Origin of the sequence: Photobacterium sp. SP02 (genome assembly GCF_038519165.1) — a bacterium.
Classification (GTDB): domain Bacteria; phylum Pseudomonadota; class Gammaproteobacteria; order Enterobacterales; family Vibrionaceae; genus Photobacterium; species Photobacterium halotolerans.
In genome coordinates, this window is sequence record NZ_JASJOJ010000008.1 from 58046 (window position 1) to 78868 (window position 20823).

Below are 20823 nucleotides of genomic sequence, written 5' to 3' on the forward strand. Positions count from 1 at the left end.
AACCTCATTAGAATAGTGGCCACTTTTGACCCATAGGTCATTGTCGGCTTCAGCGTCTGTCCCCTCGCAGTCTGAAGCCGTCCTGTCGACGCACATAAGGAAGCATCATGACTGGCCAGCACCAAGAAATAACGCCACCGCGTTCATCCGATTTGATCTACCGACTCGATGACAGACCGCCTTTGCCACAAACCCTGTTTGCGGCTGTGCAGCATTTGCTGGCGATGTTCGTGGCCGTGATTACGCCGTCGTTGATTATCTGTCAGGCACTGGGCCTGCCCGCCAGCGACACCAATACCATAGTCAGTATGTCGCTGCTGGCTTCCGGGGTGGCTTCTTTCATTCAGATCCGCACCATAGGCCCGGTCGGCTCCGGCCTGCTGTCGATTCAGGGCACCAGTTTTAACTTTCTTGGCCCTATCATAGGGGCCGGGCTGGCGATGAAAGCTGGCGGGGCGGATGTCCCGACCATGATGGCGGCGATTTTCGGAACGATTCTGGCCGCTTCTCTTACTGAAGTCGCTATTTCACGGATTTTGCAGCACACCCGCCGCATCATCACGCCCTTGGTATCCGGCATTGTGGTCACTCTGATTGGCCTGACGCTGATTCAGATCGGCCTGACCTCCATCGGCGGCGGCTATGCGGCCATTGAAAACGGCAGCTTCGGCAGCCTGGACACGCTCCTGCTGGCAGGCATAGTGCTGGGGCTGATCGTGCTGCTGAACCGGATGAAAAACCCGTATCTGCGTGTCTCATCGATTGTGATTGCCATGGCCGCCGGCACACTCGCGGCCTGGGCAATGGGCATGATAGACAGCAGCCAGCTCGCGGAAACCAGCCTGATTGCGATCCCTGCACCGATGCAATACGGCCTCGGGTTTGACTGGTCTTTGCTGATCCCGCTGGTGATCGTCTTTGCCATTACCTCACTGGAAGCCATTGGCGATATCACGGCCACCTCAGAAACCTCTGAACAGCCCGTCAGTGGCCCAGTTTACATGAAGCGCATCAAAGGCGGTGTGCTGGCTGACGGTATCAACTCGGCACTGGCAGCGGTGCTCAACAGCTTCCCGAACTCCACCTTCAGCCAGAACAACGGCATTATCCAGCTGACCGGTGTTGCCAGCCGCTACATCGGTTATTTTGTCGCAGGCATGCTGGTGCTGCTCGGCCTGTTCCCGGCCGTTGCCAACCTGGTACAGCTGATCCCGGAACCTGTGCTGGGCGGCGCCACTATTGTGATGTTCGGCACCATTGCCGCTTCCGGGGTGCGGATTATCTCCCGCTGCGAGCTGGACCGCCGCGCCATTCTGATCATGGCACTGTCTTTCTCTATGGGATTAGGCATTGCGCAAAAACCGGAAATTCTTCAGTTTATGCCTGAGTTTGTGAAGAGTATTTTGTCCTCCGGTATGGCAGCCGGTGGCCTGACGGCAATTCTGCTCAATCTGATCCTGCCGGAAGAGAAGAAAGACTGATTCTGTATGAGCCTCCCCCTTTTCAAGGGGGAGGGATCGAGGGGGTTACAGGGGGTAAGAGCTTAAGACTTCACACTCCGCTTGCCATTGTGTTTGACTGTCCGCACCGGCAGGCTGATTTGCACTTTCAAGCCACCGGCACTGCGGTTACTGAACTGAATGTCGCCCTGATGCTGATCCACAATCCGCTTGACGATAGCCAGCCCCAGGCCGGTGCCTTCCGCGTCACTGCCGCGGGCACTGTCGCCGCGGGTCAGCGGCTGCATCATTCTGGCCACCTGATCCGGTTCAATGCCCGGGCCATCATCCTCAACACAGAACCAGGCCATCTGGCGATCGGCCGTCATGCCGCTGGTGACCCGCACCCAACCGTGACCGTAGCGAAGCGCATTCACCAGCAGGTTGCTGATCAGCCGTTTAATGGCCACCCCGTTGGCATACACTTTGCCGTTAATGGTACCCAGCGACTGTTCAATCCCGCGCTCAATGCCCCCTTCTGCTTCTGCCACATCTTCAAGCAGTATGTTCAGATCGAGCAGTTCCTGCTCCAGCAGCTGGGTAGATTTCAGGTACTCCATAAACTGGCTGATAATGGCATTACACTCCTCGGTGTCCTTAATCATGCTTTCAGCCAGATAGGCGTCTTCGGGCGACATCATTTCGGTCGCCAGGCGAATACGGGTCAGCGGGGTGCGCAAATCATGGCTGACACCGGCCAGCAGCAATGCCCGGTCGTCTTCGAGCTGTTTGATCCCCTCGCCCATACGATTAAAGGCTTTGGTCACCGCCCGGATCTCCGAGGCTCCCTGCACATCCAGATGTGGCGGCGAGCCGCCTTTGGCCACCTCCAGTGCCGCCTGCTCCAGCGCCACCAGAGGGCGGTTCTGGATCCGGATAAACATCCAGCCCCCGGCAATCACCATCACAGCAATAAACAGGCTGTAACCAAACAGCGGGGCAAAATCTTCTTCCTGCAATTCAGACAGCGGCACCCGCATCAGGTAACCCGGCATGGCGTCACAATCGAGCCACAGCACATAGCTGTCTGTCCCTAAGACCAGACGCACTTCCGTCGGTGTGTTCAGCTCTCGGGTCATTTCCTCACTGAGGTAATCAATGCGGGTCGCTTCCCTGAATTCGGCCGATTCCGGACTGTCGTCGGCATGAAGCGTGACCCCGAGCTGCTCCAGCAGTTGCCGGCGCAGCGGGGTATCAAGGTGAAACTTGTGGCCGTCGGCCAGTTCCACATCTTCTTTGAGCATCAGTTTGACTTCATAAGCCATGATGCGGTTGAACTGCTGCAGACTCGGTAGCAGTGCGTAATTCAGCACCGCCAGATAGGAAAAAATCTGGCTGGCTATCAGTAAGCCAGCCAGCAGGATCAGGGTGCGGGTAAAGGTCGAGCGCGGCGACAGGCGCATCGGCATGACTTAGGCCTCGCTGCCGTCTGGGACAAACACGTAACCCAGCCCCCAGACGGTCTGAATATAACGCGGACGGCTCGGATCTTCTTCAATCATGCGGCGAAGACGAGAGATCTGTACGTCAATCGAACGCTCCATCGCCGAGTATTCGCGGCCGCGGGCCATGTTCATCAGCTTATCGCGCGACATCGGCTCGCGGGCGTTGGTCACTAAGGCTTTGAGCACCGCAAATTCACCGGAGGTCAGCGGCATGGCTTCCTCTCCGCGGAACATTTCCCGGGTGCCCAGATTGAGGCGGAACTCACCAAAGGTGATTATCTTACCTTCCACACTCGGCGCGCCAGGTGCTTCAACCGTCTGGCGGCGCAGTACCGCACGGATACGGGCCAGCAGCTCGCGCGGGTTAAACGGCTTGGGCAGGTAATCGTCGGCACCGACTTCCAGACCGACAATCCGGTCGACTTCATCGCCCTTGGCCGTCAGCATCAGGATCGGCAGCATGTTGTTAGCATTGCGCAGACGACGGCAAATCGACAGGCCATCTTCGCCCGGCAACATCAGATCCAATACCATCAGGTGGAAATTCTCACGGGCCAGCAGGCGGTCCATTTGCTCGCCATTGGCCACACTGCGCACCTGGAACCCCTGCTCAGACAGGTAACGCTCCAGCAAGGCGCGCAGGCGCATGTCGTCATCAACCACTAAAATCTTGAAATTGTCTTGCATCGTTCCACCTTATGCTTCGAACTCTGGATGTCGCCGAGGCGCTATTTTACGCGACCGCTGCCTGTTGTGACTGATACAGTGAGCAAATGATCACCGTGAAATTGTTACCGAGTGTGTCGCCACCCCGGCATGCCTTTAGATCTTAGTCTGTTACGTAAGTTATCGTATTGATGAACCAGACTTTATCACCTTCAGGTGTGCGCACCACCACTTCATCATCCACTTCTTTTTTCAGCAGCGCCCGCGCCATCGGCGAATCGATAGAAATGTAATCCCTGCGGCCGAAAATCTCGTCATAGCCGACAATGCGGAACTTTTTGCTGTCACCGGCTTCGTTTTCCACCTCGACCCAGGCACCGAAAAACACCTTGCCTTCCTGCACCGGGGAATAGTCGACAATTTTCACTTTCTCTAACGTTTTGCGCAGGTAACGCACCCGGCGGTCAATTTCACGCAGACGCTTTTTGTTGTACTGATAATCGGCATTCTCCGAGCGATCGCCCAGACTGGCCGCCCAGGTGACTTTCCTGGTCACTTCCGGCCGCTCTTCCTGCCACAGAAAATCCAGCTCCTGCTTGAGCCGGTTATACCCTTCCCGGGTGATCAAAGGGGTTCTCATTGCGTCTGTCTCTGCTTACTGGTAATGGCTTGATTATACGATGTTGTAAGGCCTGACGGCGAGTCGTTCGCAGACACCGGACGGCACCAAGATCACACCTGTCCGCACGGCTGGCAAACTCCTGACATTTTGCGGGGATTTGAGCGCTGACTGACGGGCGGAATTGTGGTTAGATGGTCGGCCTGAGACATACTGTAGCCAAAGGAATTCTATGACCACGAGTATCCATCACCTGATTGCGTCTGAACTGAATGTCAAAACGCAGCAGGTTGCCGCAGCCGTGGCGCTACTCGATGACGGTAACACCGTCCCCTTTATTGCCCGTTACCGTAAAGAAGTGACTGACGGGCTGGACGATACCCAGTTACGTAATCTGGAGTCCCGCCTGGGCTACCTGCGCGAACTGGAAGACCGCCGTCAGGTGATCCTCAAATCCATTACTGAGCAGGACAAGCTGACGCCTGAGCTGAAAGCCGAGATTCTGTCGGCCGACAGCAAAACCCGGCTGGAAGATCTGTACCTGCCGTACAAACCCAAGCGCCGCACCAAGGGCCAGATCGCGATTGAAGCCGGTCTGGAGCCGCTGGCCGATCTGCTGTGGTCAAAACCGGACAACGATCCCGACGCCGCTGCTGCCAGCTATGTGTCTGCCGACAAAGGTGTCGCCGATAGCAAAGCGGCCCTGGACGGTGCCCGCGCGATTTTAATGGAGCGTTTTGCCGAAGACGCGGCGCTGCTGGATAAAATCCGCCGCCACCTGCAAGGCAATGCTGAGCTGACCGCCCGCGTGGTGGAAGGCAAAGAGCAGGAAGGCGCCAAGTTTAAAGACTACTTCGAACACAACGAGAAACTGACTCAGGTGCCGTCACACCGTGCGCTGGCGATGTTCCGCGGCCGCAACGAAGGTGTGCTGCAACTGGCGCTCAATGCGGATCCCAATCAGGAAGAAGGTGTGCGCGGCTCTTACTGTGAAGTCATCATTGCCGATCATTACGGCGTGAACCTGGGCGCAAAGCCGGCGGACAGCTGGCGTAAGCAGGTGATCAGCTGGGCATGGCGCATCAAGATTCTGATGCACATGGAAACCGAACTGATGGCGGCACTGCGCGAAAAAGCCGAAGACGGCGCGATGCAGGTGTTTGCCGACAACCTGAACGATCTGCTGATGGCGGCCCCTGCCGGCCCGCGCACCACGCTGGCACTCGATCCGGGCCTGCGTACCGGCTGTAAAGTGGCCGTGATAGATGCCACAGGTAAGCTGGTGGATACCGCCACCATTTATCCGCACCAGCCGCAGAAGCAGGTGGCCCAGTCCGCCGCCACTGTGCTGGCGCTGCTGAAAAAGCACAATGTCGATCTGATTGCGATCGGTAACGGTACTGCTTCACGTGAAACCGACAGTTTCGTGGCACAGCTGCTCAAAGACAGCAACCTGAAGATCCAGAGCGTGATGGTCAGCGAAGCCGGGGCCTCGGTGTACTCGGCCTCTGAGCTGGCTGCCAACGAATTTCCGAATCTGGATGTGTCGCTGCGCGGCGCGGTTTCCATCGGACGTCGCCTGCAGGATCCGCTGGCCGAGCTGGTGAAAATCGATCCCAAATCCATCGGTGTCGGCCAGTACCAGCATGATGTCAGCCAGAGCAATCTGGCTAAGCGTCTGGACGCGGTGGTGGAAGACTGTGTTAACGCCGTGGGTGTCGATGTCAACACCGCCTCACCGGCCCTGCTGACCCGCGTGGCCGGTCTGTCGCCGGCGATTGCCAGCAATATCGTGGCATATCGTGACGAGCACGGCCGCTTTGATGCCCGCACCACACTGAAGAAAGTGTCGCGTCTGGGGCCCAAAGCTTTCGAACAGTGCGCCGGTTTCCTGCGGATCATGAACGGCAAGAACCCGCTGGATGCCTCCGCCGTCCACCCTGAGTCTTACGACGTGGTTAAAACCATCGCGGCGAAAAACAACAAGCCGCTCGATGCCCTGATCGGTAACAGCGAGTTCCTGCGCGGTCTGAAAGCAGCCGATTACACCACGGACGAAGTCGGCCTGCCGACCGTCACCGACATCATCCGCGAGCTGGACAAACCGGGCCGCGATCCGCGCCCTGAGTTCAAGACCGCCACCTTCGCCGAAGGCATTCACGAAGTGAAAGATCTGATTCCGGGCATGGTATTGGAAGGGGTGATCACCAATGTGACCAACTTCGGGGCCTTTGTCGATATCGGTGTGCATCAGGATGGTCTGGTCCACATTTCGGCGCTGTCGGACAAGTTCATCTCCGATCCGCGCGAAGTGGTCAAAGCCGGCGATGTGGTGAAAGTCAAAGTGATGGAAGTGGACTTGCAGCGCAAACGGATTGCCCTGTCGATGCGTCTGAGCGACGAGCCGGGCCAGGAAGCCAGCCACAAACCGCAGGGCGGCCAGCGTCAGGGCGATCAAACACGCCGGGCGCCTCGTCAGCAGCGTGACAGCCAGCCGGACAACAACGCCATGGGCGGCGCCTTTGCCGCGGCGTTTGCCAAAGCCAAGAAATAATCCTCGGCCAGAAAACGATTAAGGCGGGTCTGACCCGCCTTTTTTGTCTTCAACTCAGCCTTCAGCTCATACAAACCATCAATCAGACAATTTTCAGCATTTCGGTGGGCGGATTCGGCACTGTGGCCTGAGCATACTTGTAGCGGATCACGCTGCGGATGCGTTCCATTTTGCTGATCTGGGCCAGCTCTTCAAGCAGCGCCCTTGGCAAGCGGATATGCATGCTGTAACCCAGTTCACTGACATCTTTCATATAGCTGTCTGCCGACAGTGCCAGCACCAGCTGTTCGAATTCCTGCTGATAGCCGTAGCTTTTTTGCTGGGCGCCATCCAGCGAGGCGTAATCCGGGTGTTCACTGGGATCCCAGCCCGGCCGCCGCATTTGTTTGTCATCGCCTTTGAGCGAAGGCTCACCGCCGGAGGGGAGACTGGCACTGGCCGGACGCACTTTTTCACGGATCTTGTTATCCCGCGCAGCCTGCTCCGTCATCGGGTTTACCGATGGCGCCAGTGTCGGTATACCGGCATTCAGGGGCGACACTATCATGTTCAGGCGACTCCTACAGACAACGCTTTGAGCCACAGGCTCTACGCTGACGCACCCGAGCAACGGCTGTAGTGCGCCTCATGAATAACTGCAAAAATGGCAGAAATCTCTGCCGCTACACACTGATTATCGACCACTCAAGGTTTTACTTTAATATTTCTGTGGATTCTGTCGCCAGGGCTGCCGAGGCATCACCTTCAATAAACACCTGTAATGACTGCAGAAAGTCCTGCGGGTGAGAAATAAAGGGCGCATGGGAGGCTTGCGGAAAAACCACTTTCTCTGACTGCGGTGCCAGCTTGTCCATATCGCTGGCCACTTTGACCGGCACCAGCCCGTCAAGCCGGCCATAGAGACGCAGCCAGGGCTGCTGGATCTGAGCCAGCTGCCGGCGCAAATCCACCTCCGCCAGCATGTCCAGACCGGCAGCCAGCGCGTCCGGTGACGGCTGGGGACGCGACAGCACGGCCTGCTTGAGTAACCGGATGTCCTGCCGCGCACTCGGGCTGCCCATCGCCTGCAGCGCCATAAAGCGCTCAACCGTCAGGCTGAAATCGTCACTGAGCTGTTGCTGGAAGTCACTCAGCACCTGAGGCCTGATGCCGCGCCAGCTATCCATCGCGGCAAAACGCGGCGAACTGGCCACAGTGATCAGTTTGCTGACCCGCTCGGGCGCCTGCAGCGCCGCCTGCTTGGCGATCAGTCCGCCCAGCGACCAGCCCAGCCAGACCGCTCGCGCCGGCGCGCCGGTCAGTAAGGCATCCGCCATGGCTTCGACAGACTGCGCCTTCACACCGGCACTGTACCCATAGCCCGGCATGTCAACGACATGCACCCGGTATTGCGCTTCCAGCTGTGGCAGCAGATGCTGCCAGACGGCGCCATTCATGCCCCAGCCATGAATGAGAACCAGATCGGAACCCTGAGCCGGGTCCTGACCAAATGCTTGCCAGTAGACAGATGCCGTCATGTACACTTCCTTCACTTCAAACCGGATGGCAAGGATGTTATCCCCTGTGGCTGTAAGATCAATCTTTCGTTGGCCAAACCAGCGATGCGCCCTGTGCCGTTTACCGCTGCGTGACGGTGATCACTACTGGTGTCAGCATTGCCTGGCCAGCCTGCCTCGGCCGCCTTATTGCCGGCGCTGCGGGGCCACCACACTCGAGCCGGTCAGCCATTGCGGCCACTGCCTGCGTCAGCCGCCGCCCTGGGATCGGCTGGTGCGCCTCGGAGAATATGGCTTTCCGCTCAACCGGCTGGTTCAGCAATACAAATTTCAGGGTAAGTTCTGGCTCAGCCAGCCACTGGCCGCTTTGTTAGCCGAGCAGGTGACAGAACCTGCCCCGCTGCTGCTGCCTGTGCCGCTGCATCCCTGGCGCCGGCTGATCCGCGGATTCAATCAAAGTGCGCTGCTGGCTGAGGCACTGGCGGAGATCACAGGCGGCGATACCGATCACCAGGCACTGCGCCGGAGCCAATGGGCCCGCCCGCAGCACCAGCTGTCGAGAAAAGCCCGCCTGCAGAATCTCAAGCAGGCATTTATACTTAACAAAAGAGTGTGGCCGGAGCACGTGGCTATCGTCGACGATGTGGTGACCACAGGCAGTACCGTCTCTGTGTTGTCTCAGCTGCTCAGAAAGCAGCACGTCGCCCGGATCGATGTCTACTGCCTGGCCTTTACACCGCATTATCGCTGACCGGTGACGGCTCGTTTTGACTGTTCAAAAAAACCACACAAGATTCAGGGGTGCGAGTTCTTCCGCCAAAGAGTAGAATAGGTTTAACGCTTACTAAGTCAGGTATAACGTCGTGTCTATGATTACTATTACAGAAAATGCCCAGCAGCATTTCGTTAAGCTGCTGGCCCAGCAGCCGGAAGGCACCAACATCCGTGTCTTCGTGGTCAACCCGGGTACCCCAAATGCTGAGTGCGGCGTGTCTTATTGCCCGCCGGAAGCCGTAGAAGCCAGTGACACCGAAATTAAGCTCGGTATGTTCTCGGCTTATGTTGATGAGCTGAGCCTGCCCTTTCTGGCCGACGCGGAGATTGATTTTGTCACCGACAAAATGGGTTCACAGCTGACACTGAAAGCGCCCAACGCCAAAGTACGCAAAGTGTCGGACGATGCGCCATTGATGGAGCGCGTGGATTATATGATTCAGACCCAGGTTAACCCTCAGCTTGCCGGTCACGGCGGCCATGTCTCCCTGTCTGAAATCACTGAAGATGGCGTTGCTATTCTGCAGTTCGGCGGCGGTTGTAACGGCTGCTCCATGGTAGATGTGACCCTCAAAGAAGGGATCGAAAAGCAGCTGCTGGCCGAGTTTGAAGGCGAGCTGAAAGGTGTGCGCGACGTGACTGAACACGCCCGTGGTGACCATTCTTACTACTGATTGTCTTACTACTGATTTATGCCCGCGCGGGATCTCATCCCTACTCTCGCGCACCGGGAAAAATCACATAAAAAAAGCCGCATTCGCGGCTTTTTTCATTCTTGTCTGTGCTTAATGCCTATCAGGATAATCAGGCTTTCGTGCGATTATTCGGCTAGGTATTGTGCGATATCAGGCTTTTAAAACTGTGATAGTCACAGCGCGTCGGCCCCAGTTTTTAGCAGCCCGGACATCCCGGCCCATGTAGATATCAATTTTCTTTGACCAGCGGTGATGCATCTTATCCAGCACCACATACTCACCAGGCAGGCCTGAGATTTTTACTTTAGAGCCGTGTTTGAGGCCCATTTTCAAAAGGTCTCGAGATACTGCGATTGCCTTCATTCCCGGCTTTAGTCTGTCTCCCCAGGCAGCAATTGATGGGCTGCTGTCGGTCTGGGCTGCCACGGAATTATACGCCGTTGCCGTTACTCTAACTTTGGCTCCCGGAGCCACTGCACTAGCATTAAAGCACCACAGTAAACCCATAAAAAGCAATAAAAAAACACCGATTTTTTGTTTCATTTTCAACCTGCTCAACTCCAAAACAGGTCATATTTTAAACACTATCAATAAGAAAGGACAGAGTTATTGGCCCGTACAGGTTTATTGAACAGCATAAAATATGATAACTATTTGTTAGAACAGGCCTCTTCAAGAAAAATATTTTTTTGCCATTGATACGCAAAAATAGCCGCTAGCAACAGCCCTCGCATGGCCAGAAAACCTAACATCGCCGCCCACAGCGCATGGTTGCCAAACTGGTTAAACAGCTGCCAGATCAGGAAAAAACTACAGGTCGCGATAAACATGCTGTTGCGCATTTCTTTGCCTCGGGTCGCGCCGATAAAAATGCCATCCAGCAGAAAGCACCACATCGCCACCAGAGGCACGGCAGCCAGCCAGGGCAGGTAACGACTTGCTTCGCGCTGCACTGCCGGGATATCCGAGATCAGGGCGATAATTGCGTCCCCGAACAGCGTGAAGGCCAGCGTCATCAGCAAAGCAATCACCACACTCCACAAAGTGGTACTGATCAGCGTCCGGCTCAGGGCTTCGCGGTTTCTGGCACCTATGGCTTTGCCCACCATGGCTTCCATGGCATAGGCAAAGCCGTCCATCCCGTAAGACACCAGCATCAGAAAACTCATCAGCACCGCATTGGCAGCCACCACGTTATCACCCAGGCTGGCGCCCTGAAACGTCATGAAACTGAAAGCCAGCTGCAGGCACAAGCTGCGCAGGAAGATATCCCGATTGAGGCGCAGCAAGCGCCCCATGCCCTGTCCGACTTTATTGAGCTGGCTACGCCAGGGCGGCAAATTCAGGGTTTTCCACTGGCAGGCAACAAAATACAGCCCCAGTACCATGCCACTGTATTCAGCGATCACTGAGGCGGCGGCCGCACCGGCCACCTGCCAGCCCAGTCCCAGCACAAACAGGACATCGAGCAGGATATTAATGCTGTTGGTGATAATCAGCAGCCACATCGGCAGTCGGGCATTCTGACTGCCCAGCAGCCAGCCCATGATGACAAAATTGGCCAGGGCCGCCGGCGCCCCCCAGATTCGAATCGAGTAATACTGATCCGCATAGGTTTTGACTGCATCGCTGGCATCACTGACGGAAAACACCGCATCCGCTATCAGGCTATGGCTGAGGATCAGCAACGCTGCCAGCCCCCAGGCCAGAGCTATCCCCTGCAGTAATACAGCCGCCTGCGAAGACTTATTACTGGCGCCGTACGCCTGCGCGCACAGCCCTGTGGTTGCCATGCGCAGAAAACCGAGCAACCAGAAGGTCACGCTGATCATAGTGCCGCCGACAGCCACGCCACCCAGATACCAGGCATGCTCAAGATGGCCGATCACAGCCGCATCCACCAGCCCCAGCAAAGGGACAGTGATGTTGGACAGCACCATAGGAATCGCCAGGGCAAAGACCTGGCGGTGAAGGGAGATATCTTTTAATGCGGCCAGCACAGTTTCAACCTTATGATTCACACGCTTAGCCGCACAGTGTAACAGCAGGACCCATGACTGCCAGCTGTTAGCATGAATCTGCCTGTGTTATACCAGCAGTATTCCCAGCCAGTGGTCAGCCAGTAACACCACAAAGAGTCCCAGCAGGTGCCAGATAGAAAACTTGAACGTGGCCCAAGCATGGCCAGGTTCATCGGCAAACTTGAGCTTCAAGGCATAACCGACAAAACCCAGATTCAGCCCCAGACTGCCCGCCAGATACAGCGCACCACTCATGCCAGTCAGCCAGGGCAGCAGGCCGATCAGCGTCAGAATCAGGGTATACAGCAGCACCATGGTCTTGGTGAAGGCAATCCCGTGCGTCACCGGCAGCATAGGAATATCGGCTTTGGCATAATCATCGCGGCGGTGTATCGCCAGCGCCCAGAAATGCGGCGGTGTCCAGGCGAACACCAGCATCACCAGCAACAGCGCATGAGGATCAAACTGGCCGGTTACCGCTGCCCAGCCGAGCAAGGGCGGCGCGGCACCGGCCAGGCCACCGATGACGATATTCTGCGGCGTCGCGTGTTTTAACCACAGGGTATACACCAGGGCGTAACCTACCAGACTGGCCAGCGTCAGCCAGGCGGTCAGCGGGTTCAGCTGCCACAGCAAGGCAAAGCCCACTATCATCAGCACAGTGGCAAAAATCACCGCATTAACAGTCGGCACCCGTCCGCGCGCCAAGGGCCTGTGATGGGTACGGGCCATTTTGGCGTCTAATTGCCGGTCGAGCACGTGATTAAAGGCCGCTGCAGACGCCGACTGCAAGCCGATCCCCAGCAAACCCAGCACTACGGCTTTAACGGGCGGGATCCCCGGGACTGCCAGACACATACCCACCAGCGCCGTCAGCAACAGCATCGCCACGACTTTTGGCTTGGTCATCATCAGATAATCGCGCCCCAGCTGGCGCCAGCTTCGGCCGGAATACGCTATCTGGCGCTGTTCCAGTGATTGTGATTTCGCCATGTCGCCTACCTCCCTGAATTAGCCTGACTTGGGTGTCATACGGCCAAAATGCGTTTGCCTTCCATGTGTGCCTGCCTGCGCCCGAATCAGTGCATGACGGACCGTTTTCACTCGCGGTATCCGTGCAGCCCGGCTGACATTCACCGCAGCCGGGGCCATCAACAAAGACCAGTTCGCCGCCAGTACGCTGAGCAGTAAACTCAATCCCCCCAGGTTATGGGCCACAGCCACAGGCAGTGGCAGGCTGGCCAGTACATTCGTCACCCCCAGCGCGATCTGCACTGAGAGCAGCGCCAGTATCAGCACGGCGTAACGCCGCCAGCCGATGTGCCACAGCCGCCAGACAAGCAGCAGAATCACCAGGGTGGTCAGCATGGCGCCGATGCGGTGCGCGGCATGAATAGACACCCGCTGGTCAAAATTGAGCACGCCATATTGATAGGTCTGAAAACCCGGCTGCCAGGGCTCAAACGCCCTGATATCAAATTTACTCACCCAGTCCACTTCACAAACAGGCAGCTGAGTGCAGACCACAGCGGCATAGTTGGCTGCGGTCCAGCCGCCCAGTGCAATCTGCACCGCCACCACTATCAGCCCGGCCACGGCTAAGCGCCTGACACTGACCAACTGAGAAGAAGAGGCACCCGCTATCGCAGGCCGCTTTCTGTGTCTCAGCAACATTCGCAACCAGAGCACCAGCAACAGGCTGGCTGTGGTAAAGCCGCCCAGCAAATGACCCATCACGATCACCGGCTTGAGCGACATGGTCACAGTCCACATACCCAGCAACGCCTGAAACACCACCAGCCCCAGCAACACCAGAGGTAAGCGGCGCGGCCTGTCATCACGGCGACGGGCCAGGACATTCAAAGCAACTATCAGCAGCCCGAGCGCACCGGCCATGTAGCGGTGGATCATTTCATTCCAGGCTTTATGCACTTCCACCGGGTGATCCGGGAAAGCCTGCTGGGCAAGTGCATGCTGCGCGTCAGTTTTAGGGACTGTCATGAAACCATAGCAGCCGGGCCAGTCCGGGCAGCCAAGCCCGGCTTCTGTCAGCCGGGTATACGCCCCCAGGGCTATCACAGCAACGGATAATAAGAGAGTCAGTCCAACCAGCCAGGTAAAGCGCCGGTCGGCCTGCCGGTAACGGGAAGAAGCCATTGATAACATCGCCACTCCTTAGCGCATGCGGTTTGCAGCATCAGCCTATTTTGGAAACCTTGAGTAAACGTTTGAGATCCCTCAGCATGTCCTTACCCTGAGCCAGCACCTGCGTCTGCCCTTCCACCAGAGGATAAGCCAGCATGACATTGCCCTGCGGATCTGAGATATAAATGGCCTGAGCGCCGAATTCCAACGCACGGATCTGAGCAAGGACAGGCTCCGGTGCGGCCAGTACTGTACTGCTGCCGGCCTGCACATGCTCTGCAGCAGGCAAGCCTGTATCCCCCTGACCTGAGACCAGCACCAGGCTGGCAATACGCTCCTGTTCGGCGCCCATGGCCTGAGGCACCTGACGCAAATTAAACAAGGCGCCCTGACAGCGGGTATCACACTCTGCCGGCAGCAGATACACCAGCTGCCATTTACCACGCATCCCCAGCCAGTCGGTCACCACAGGCTGCTCCAGCAGTTGCCCCCGATTGATGGCTCCCCCCTGATACCAGTGGTTGTCCAGCACCAGCTTGGCTACCACCACAGGCAGCACAAACAACAGTAACAACAACACTAAATTGATGTGTTTTCTCATCCCTGACTCCTGTTTCTCAGTGCCTACTGCGTTCTTAGTGCGTACTGCGTTTCAGCCACCACCAGGCCAGCCCGGCGACGGCCAGCGCTAGCAGAAACCACTGCACGGCATAGGCATAATGCTTTTCCGGCCCCATCACTACGGCCTGCCAGTTCTGCTTGAGCGCCAGCGGGTCATCCGCCGCTATCTGTATGACCCAGTCAGGCAAGGGCAATCCCGTTGCACCTGCCAGTTCTTGTGGCTTGATATTTTGCACCCGCCTTGGCCAGCCGTTTTCTGTCCCTGCCTCGCTCAGCTCAGGAAGCTGAGTCGAGGGTGCAATCATGCCCGTCAGCATGACCTGGCCATGAAATTCGGGTAACACAGGCAGCTCATCCCGGTATTGCGGCGCAGGCAACCAGCCTAAGTTCACCAGTACCCAGGCGCCGTTTTCTGTCCGGAACGGGTAAAACAGGTGATAACCCGGCCGGCCGCGATCCAGCTGGTTATCCAGTAAAATCGCTTTGCTGTGATCATATTCGCCGCTTAACCTGACCCGGTACCACAAAGGATCATCCGGCAGGCTGGCGACACTGTAGAATGTCTGCTCTCCCCTGAGCTTCAGCGCTGCTGTCAGCGTTTCTTTTTCCTGTCCGCGTGAGATCTGCCACATTCCCAGCTTGACCAACACCGACAGGACCACCAAAGTAAAAAGAATAAACCCTGTCCGTCTCATCGCGTCCTTTGCCTCATCCCTGACGCCCTGATTCAGCCAACCACGGAGCTATCATGTTGCTGAAAATCCTGATTGTCTGCCTGCTGTTCTTTATCTTGTTTAACTTATTCCGTGCCTTGCCAGTGATGCTGAAAGGCAAGCAAAGCAAGCCTATGTCTCACTACCTTGGCCGGCGCGTGCTGTTTTCTGTCCTGCTGTTTGCCCTGTTGTTGCTGGCACTGGCAACAGGTCTTATCGAGCCGCATCCCCGGCCATTCTGAGGCCCTCTGGCATCAGAGAATATAGACAAAGACAAACAACCCCAGCCACACCACGTCAACGAAGTGCCAGTACCAGGCACCGGCCTGAAAGGCAAAATGGTGCTCCGGTGTAAAGTGCCCTTTCAACACCCTAAGCCAGACGATAAAGAGAATAAGAGTACCCAGAGTCACGTGCAGGCCGTGAAAACCGGTCAGCATAAAGAAGGTATTGCCGTAGACCCCGGCATCTAAGGTCAGATCCATGTCTTGATAGGCATGGATATATTCGACACCCTGCAGATACACGAACAAGCTACCCAGCAGCACAGTTAGCAGCAGATAAAGGGTCAGGCGCGGGCGGTTACCTTTCTCCAGCGCCACATGGGCAAAATGTACCGTCACAGAAGAGGTCAGCAGAATCAGGGTATTGTAGAGCGGCAGACCAAGCGGTCCCATGGCCTGAGTTTCCGTACCACCAGGTGTCATGATCAGCGGCCACTGTGCGACAAACTCCGGCCACAGCACTTCGTGTGTCATGGCGTTATTACTCGCCCCGCCCAGCCAGGGCACGGCTATCATCCGGGCGTAAAACAGCGCCCCGAAAAAGGCGGCAAAAAACATCACTTCTGAGAAAATGAACCAGCTCATGCCCTGTCGAAAGGAGCGGTCCATCTGTGAGCTGTACAGGCCGGTCATCGATTCGCGGATCACATCGCGGAACCAGCCCACCAGCATGAGCAGCAGCAAACCCACCCCGCTCATCAAAATCCAGGGACCATTGCCGCCGAACAGTCCACCGACGGTGGCGCCGGCGCCCATGGCTATCAAAAATAACGCCACAGCCCCCACTATCGGCCAGGCGCTGGCCGCCGGCACATAGTAATGCTCATGGGAAGGTTTCAGGGACTGCTCATGTTCTGTGTACGGATTCGCCATGGTCGACCTCATTGCGTTTGCGCCGCAGGTTCCGGCTGAGCGTTAAACAAGGTATAAGCCAGTGTCAGTGTATTGATATCCTCAGGCAGCTTGGGATCAATATAGAAGAGCAAAGGCAGCTCTGCTGACGCCCCGGCAGCCAATGGCTGACGGTTAAAGCAAAAACATTCAATCTTATTAAAATACTGCGCCCCCAGCCCCGGAGAGACGGACGGTACCGCCTGGCCCACTGTGGCGGTCTGCGTCAGGTTCTGGGCCGAATACAGCACTTTGTAGGTTTCGCCCGGATGCACCACCAGCCGGGTCACTTCCGGTTCGAACCGCCAGGCCATGCCCGGATTGATGTAGGCCATAAACTCCACGGTAACGGTGCGTTTGTCGTCTACCTGTTCACTGGCAATGGCGGCCTGGTTGGATGTCTTGCCATTGATGCCAGTGACTTCACAAAACACGTCATAGAGAGGCACCAGCGCAAAGGCGAAACCAAACATCCCCAGTGACAGTAAAATCAGGCTCAGTAATGACTTCTTCTTGCCTTTTTCCTTATCGATGTCAGCCATATCGCCTCCTTAGTCCACCTTAGGCGGCGTGGAGAAAGTATGATGAGGTGCCGGCGAAGGTACTGTCCATTCCAGCCCTTCGGCGCCATCCCAGGGTTTCGCGCCTGCCGGTTCCCCGCCACGCGCACACTTCACGACGACCGCCAGGAAAATCAGCTGCGACAGACCAAACAGAAAGCCGCCAATACTGACGATGGCGTTCACATCGGCAAATTGCAGCGCATAATCCGGAATGCGTCGCGGCATCCCTGCCAGTCCCAGGAAATGCATCGGGAAGAAGAGGATGTTGACGGAAATCACTGAGCACCAGAAATGCCACTTCGCCAGGCGTTCATCGAACATATGCCCCGTCCATTTAGGCAGCCAGTAATAAGCCGCGGCCATGATGGAGAAGATCGCGCCTGACACCAGTACGTAATGGAAATGGGCCACCACAAAATAGGTATCGTGGTACTGGAAATCTGCCGGGGTGATCGCCAGCATCAGGCCGGAGAACCCGCCTATGGTAAAGAGAACAATGAAAGCAATGGCAAACAGCATAGGCACTTCAAAGGTCAGTGAACCTCGCCACATGGTCGCCACCCAGTTAAACACTTTTACCCCGGTCGGCACGGATATCAGCATGGTGCAGTACATGAAAAACAGCTCGGCAGCCACCGGCATCCCTGTGGTAAACATATGGTGGGCCCACACCAGGAAACTCAGACCGGCAATAGACGCCGTTGCGTATACCATGGAACTGTAGCCAAACAGCCTTTTGCGCGAAAACGCCGGGATAATCGCGGAAACAATACCGAAACTCGGCAAAATCATGATGTACACTTCCGGGTGACCGAAGAACCAGAAGATATGCTGGAACATCACAGGATCCCCGCCACCGGCGGCATCAAAGAAACTGGTGCCAAAGTATTTGTCGGTCAGCACCATAGTGACCGCTCCCGCCAGCACCGGCATCACAGCAATCAGCAGAAACGCCGTGATCAACCAGGTCCAGACAAACAGCGGCATTTTCATGTACGTCATGCCAGGCGCACGCAAGTTCATGATAGTGACTATGACGTTAATCGCCCCCATGATGGAGCTGATACCCATAATATGGATAGAAAACACAAACAGGCCTGTGCTCTGCGGACTGTAAGTCGTCGAGAGCGGTGCATAGAAAGTCCAGCCAAAGTTCGGACCGCCGCCTTCCATAAACAACGACCCCAGCAGCATGGCGAACGCAAACGGCAGAATCCAGAAGCTCCAGTTATTCATCCGCGGCAGCGCCATGTCCGGCGCCCCTATCATCAGCGGCACCATCCAGTTAGCCAGCCCGGTAAACGCTGGCATCACGGCACCAAAGACCATGATCAGACCGTGCACTGTGGTCATCTGATTAAAAAAGTTAGGATCCACCAGTTGCAAGCCAGGCTGGAACAATTCGGCCCGGATCACCATGGCCATCGCCCCACCGACCAGGAACATAGTAAAGCTGAACATCAGGTACAGGCTCCCGATATCCTTATGGTTGGTAGTAAACAGCCAGCGCTTGATACCACTTTGATGATGATGTGTATCATGCTCAGTATGACTGGTCTCTTCCACTGCCTGTTCACGCATCATGTCCGTCATGCCCTGTTACTCCCTAAAGCTGCTCGCCCTTAAGAATTGCCTGTACTTCTGCTGCCTGAACCATATCGCCGGTATTGTTACCCCAGGCATTACGCTCATAGGTAATCACAGATGCCAGCTCCTTCAGGCTCAACTGCGGGCCGAACGCCTGCATTGCCGTACCGTTACGTCCGTGGACCACAATGCTGATGTGTTCCAGTTTTTTAGCCGGATCAACCGAAACCCCTGTACCGGCCAGTGCCGGAAACGCGCCCGGCAAACCCTGACCATTGGCCTGGTGACACACAGCACAGCGGGTGTTGTAGACTGTCTCGCCCATCGCCATCAGCTCTTCCATGGGCATTTGCATATCCAGCAGACGCAACTCTTCAGCTTTCGCCTCCCGCTGGGCGGTTTTGGTGACTTGCAGCCATTCCTCAAAATCGGCCTGCGGCTTGGCAATCACCACAATCGGCATGAAGCCGTGATCCTTACCGCACAGCTCAGCACATTGCCCGCGGTAAATACCCGGCTTATCAATCTTGGTCCAGGCTTCGTTGATGAAGCCGGGATTGGCGTCTTTCTTGACGGCAAACGCGGGTACCCACCAGGAATGAATCACATCCTGCGAGGTCATCAGAAAGCGGATTTTCTGCCCGACAGGCACCACCAGCGGGTGATCCACTTCCAGCAGGTAGTTATCGCGCTTTTGCCGTTCATTGTTAATTTGCGCCTGAGAGGTGGCTAAGTTGGAGTAAAATTCAACCTCTTCGCCGAAATAGCGATAGTGCCATTTCCACTGTGAGCCGGTTATCTGAATAGTAATGTCCGATTGCGAGGTATCTTCCATCGCCAGCAGGGTTTTAGTCGCCGGAATGGCCATCACGATCAGGATAACAAAAGGAATCAGGGTCCAGAGCAGTTCAACCCGGGTACTTTCATGAAAGGAAGCCGCCACAGCACCCCGTGACTTTCTGTGATGGATAATCGCCCAGAACATCACGCCGAATACCACGATGCCAATCGCGACACAGATATAAAAAATCGTCATGTGCAGTGAATAGACCTGCTGACTGACCCCGGTGACACCCTGGGTCATATTCAGCGGCATCGACTGGGTTTCTGCCCATGCGGGCACACTCAGCAGGCCCAATAATCCATAAAACAATCGCCGCATCATTCCGTGGCTCCCTCCCTCAGTCACCCTGACAGTCAAGTGCCAGTTACCGTCCCACGCCGGAGACAACAGACACCTGTCTCAGCCAGGATTCCCTAATCAGCGCAAAATAGCTATAACAGCTTGTTTACATTTAACTTAGGACAGATTTGCCAGAATGAACAAAATTTTGAGTGAGAAATAGTCAACGCCCGCAAGAAATGGGCGCTGGTAGACATAAGCGGGCAGAAAGAGAAAAGGGCGGACTTAAAAACGAAGGTGCGACACCACAGGTGTCAATCTGTGACCGAACGAAGGCAAGTGCGACAGCCAACGCTGCCAGGGGCGCCAGCGCGGACAAGGCACAGTAAGTGGTGAGTGGCTGGATACGTGCTCGGCCCAGGGCAGCCATTGCAGCAGCTGGCGGACAGGATCTTCAAAACCATGTGCATAGTTCTGCGTCCCTAATTTATGGCCCAGGCCACTGTCACAGCGATCGCCAGCCAGCACGAGGCACAATTCCAGCTGATTGAAATGACAACCTATCCGCTGGACAAATTTCGCCACTTCCTGCGCAGAAATCTGCAACAAAGCCTGATCACACACCAGCATAACAGGTGAAGAAAATGAGGTCGGCAGCTGGGATAACCAGCTCAGATCTGTCACAGAACCCGGCCGCATCCGATACCGTTCACTGGCGTGAAACAACTTTTGCCGCCACAGCAGGTTCTCGTTGCAGTCCAGCTCCAGCCAGCGGCACCGGCCATTATCCAACCGGTAGAAACGGGTATCCAGCCCGGCCCCGACATTGATGACATGACCATTAGGAAAACGGCGCAGAAAATGCTGTACCCGCTGATCCACCAACAGGGTCAGGGTCGCGTGCAGCAACTGGTGTTGATCGACATTACCGGCCAGGCAATCCGGGGCCAGATGACATTGCCGGCAGGCCGCTGCGGCTAAGGGGTCATAAATCAAACCACCGTCAGCCAGACTCTCGCGACTACGCAGCCAGAGCGGCTGCAAGAGTGCAGCCGGAATATGATAGCGGGCAGATTTAGTCATTATCGTCATCGTCTACAAGGTGATACCTTGATGATAATGACTAT

At 56.2% G+C, this 20823-nt stretch carries 21 protein-coding genes; 5 read left to right on the plus strand and 16 right to left on the minus strand.

What is annotated here, in order from left to right; translation table 11 throughout:
* Nucleotides 1-107 precede the first annotated feature (107 nt).
* Nucleotides 108-1481, plus strand: a complete 1374-nt coding sequence (locus P0Y67_RS05660) for a uracil-xanthine permease family protein (protein WP_342391084.1) — start codon at nt 108-110, stop codon at nt 1479-1481.
* A gap of 62 nt (nt 1482-1543) precedes the next feature.
* On the opposite strand, the gene envZ is transcribed toward P0Y67_RS05660, so the two are convergent.
* From envZ to greB, 3 genes are all read right to left on the minus strand, one after another.
* A complete protein-coding gene (gene envZ, locus P0Y67_RS05665) occupies nt 1544-2902 on the minus strand; it encodes a two-component system sensor histidine kinase EnvZ (RefSeq protein WP_218384610.1) in 1359 nt (452 codons plus the stop codon).
* A gap of 9 nt (nt 2903-2911) precedes the next feature.
* Nucleotides 2912-3631: an osmolarity response regulator transcription factor OmpR gene (ompR, locus tag P0Y67_RS05670; protein ID WP_027250541.1), complete on the minus strand. Its 720-nt coding sequence runs from the start codon at nt 3629-3631 to the stop codon at nt 2912-2914.
* 142 nt (nt 3632-3773) lie between these two features.
* A complete protein-coding gene (greB, locus tag P0Y67_RS05675) occupies nt 3774-4250 on the minus strand; it encodes a transcription elongation factor GreB (RefSeq protein WP_027250540.1) in 477 nt (158 codons plus the stop codon).
* A 211-nt stretch (nt 4251-4461) separates the two neighbouring features.
* Here greB and P0Y67_RS05680 point away from each other — a divergent pair, with 211 nt between their 5' ends.
* The gene (locus tag P0Y67_RS05680; protein ID WP_342391085.1) at nt 4462-6783 is read left to right on the plus strand and encodes a Tex family protein; all 2322 of its coding nucleotides are present in this window, start codon (nt 4462-4464) and stop codon (nt 6781-6783) included.
* An 82-nt stretch (nt 6784-6865) separates the two neighbouring features.
* Here the strand turns inward: P0Y67_RS05680 and P0Y67_RS05685 are convergent, their stop codons facing one another.
* Both P0Y67_RS05685 and bioH read right to left on the minus strand, forming a co-directional pair.
* Nucleotides 6866-7330: an ATP-dependent Lon protease gene (locus tag P0Y67_RS05685; protein WP_337112575.1), complete on the minus strand. Its 465-nt coding sequence runs from the start codon at nt 7328-7330 to the stop codon at nt 6866-6868.
* A 145-nt stretch (nt 7331-7475) separates the two neighbouring features.
* Nucleotides 7476-8300: a pimeloyl-ACP methyl ester esterase BioH gene (bioH, locus tag P0Y67_RS05690; protein WP_342391086.1), complete on the minus strand. Its 825-nt coding sequence runs from the start codon at nt 8298-8300 to the stop codon at nt 7476-7478.
* 46 nt (nt 8301-8346) lie between these two features.
* Here bioH and P0Y67_RS05695 point away from each other — a divergent pair, with 46 nt between their 5' ends.
* Nucleotides 8347-9030 (plus strand): ComF family protein, encoded by a 684-nt coding sequence (locus P0Y67_RS05695; RefSeq protein WP_342391087.1) that lies wholly within the window; start codon nt 8347-8349, stop codon nt 9028-9030.
* Nucleotides 9031-9148: 118 nt separating this feature from the next.
* Nucleotides 9149-9727, plus strand: a complete 579-nt coding sequence (nfuA, locus tag P0Y67_RS05700) for a Fe-S biogenesis protein NfuA (protein ID WP_342391132.1) — start codon at nt 9149-9151, stop codon at nt 9725-9727.
* A gap of 171 nt (nt 9728-9898) precedes the next feature.
* Here nfuA and P0Y67_RS05705 read toward each other — a convergent pair whose 3' ends face one another.
* From P0Y67_RS05705 to P0Y67_RS05730, 6 genes are all read right to left on the minus strand, one after another.
* A complete protein-coding gene (locus P0Y67_RS05705) occupies nt 9899-10291 on the minus strand; it encodes a 3D domain-containing protein (RefSeq protein ID WP_342391088.1) in 393 nt (130 codons plus the stop codon).
* A 107-nt stretch (nt 10292-10398) separates the two neighbouring features.
* The gene (gene dinF / locus P0Y67_RS05710; RefSeq protein ID WP_342391133.1) at nt 10399-11748 is read right to left on the minus strand and encodes an MATE family efflux transporter DinF; all 1350 of its coding nucleotides are present in this window, start codon (nt 11746-11748) and stop codon (nt 10399-10401) included.
* A gap of 87 nt (nt 11749-11835) precedes the next feature.
* The gene (gene cyoE / locus P0Y67_RS05715; protein ID WP_342391089.1) at nt 11836-12762 is read right to left on the minus strand and encodes a heme o synthase; all 927 of its coding nucleotides are present in this window, start codon (nt 12760-12762) and stop codon (nt 11836-11838) included.
* Between the two features lie 18 nt (nt 12763-12780).
* Entirely contained in the window at nt 12781-13935 is a 1155-nt protein-coding gene (locus tag P0Y67_RS05720) for a COX15/CtaA family protein (RefSeq protein ID WP_342391090.1), read from the minus strand.
* A 31-nt stretch (nt 13936-13966) separates the two neighbouring features.
* Nucleotides 13967-14515, minus strand: a complete 549-nt coding sequence (locus tag P0Y67_RS05725) for a cytochrome oxidase (RefSeq protein WP_342391091.1) — start codon at nt 14513-14515, stop codon at nt 13967-13969.
* A 34-nt stretch (nt 14516-14549) separates the two neighbouring features.
* Complete coding sequence (locus P0Y67_RS05730) at nt 14550-15230, minus strand: SURF1 family protein (protein ID WP_342391092.1); 681 nt, start codon at nt 15228-15230, stop codon at nt 14550-14552.
* A gap of 53 nt (nt 15231-15283) precedes the next feature.
* Here P0Y67_RS05730 and P0Y67_RS05735 point away from each other — a divergent pair, with 53 nt between their 5' ends.
* Nucleotides 15284-15490 carry a DUF2909 family protein gene (locus P0Y67_RS05735; RefSeq protein WP_027250530.1) on the plus strand — a complete coding sequence of 69 codons (207 nt, stop codon included), beginning with the start codon at nt 15284-15286 and terminating at the stop codon, nt 15488-15490.
* Nucleotides 15491-15502: 12 nt separating this feature from the next.
* Here the strand turns inward: P0Y67_RS05735 and P0Y67_RS05740 are convergent, their stop codons facing one another.
* The 5 genes from P0Y67_RS05740 to P0Y67_RS05760 all read right to left on the minus strand — a co-directional run bounded on the left by P0Y67_RS05740 (nt 15503) and on the right by P0Y67_RS05760 (nt 20779).
* On the minus strand, nt 15503-16405 hold the full coding sequence (locus tag P0Y67_RS05740) for a cytochrome c oxidase subunit 3 (protein WP_342391093.1): 903 nt from the start codon (nt 16403-16405) through the stop codon (nt 15503-15505).
* Between the two features lie 8 nt (nt 16406-16413).
* A complete protein-coding gene (locus tag P0Y67_RS05745) occupies nt 16414-16965 on the minus strand; it encodes a cytochrome c oxidase assembly protein (RefSeq protein ID WP_342391094.1) in 552 nt (183 codons plus the stop codon).
* 9 nt (nt 16966-16974) lie between these two features.
* Nucleotides 16975-18579 (minus strand): cytochrome c oxidase subunit I, encoded by a 1605-nt coding sequence (gene ctaD / locus P0Y67_RS05750; RefSeq protein ID WP_342391095.1) that lies wholly within the window; start codon nt 18577-18579, stop codon nt 16975-16977.
* 13 nt (nt 18580-18592) lie between these two features.
* Nucleotides 18593-19738, minus strand: a complete 1146-nt coding sequence (coxB, locus tag P0Y67_RS05755; RefSeq protein ID WP_342391096.1) for a cytochrome c oxidase subunit II — start codon at nt 19736-19738, stop codon at nt 18593-18595.
* A 243-nt stretch (nt 19739-19981) separates the two neighbouring features.
* Entirely contained in the window at nt 19982-20779 is a 798-nt protein-coding gene (locus tag P0Y67_RS05760; protein ID WP_342391097.1) for a class I SAM-dependent methyltransferase, read from the minus strand.
* Nucleotides 20780-20823 lie beyond the last annotated feature (44 nt).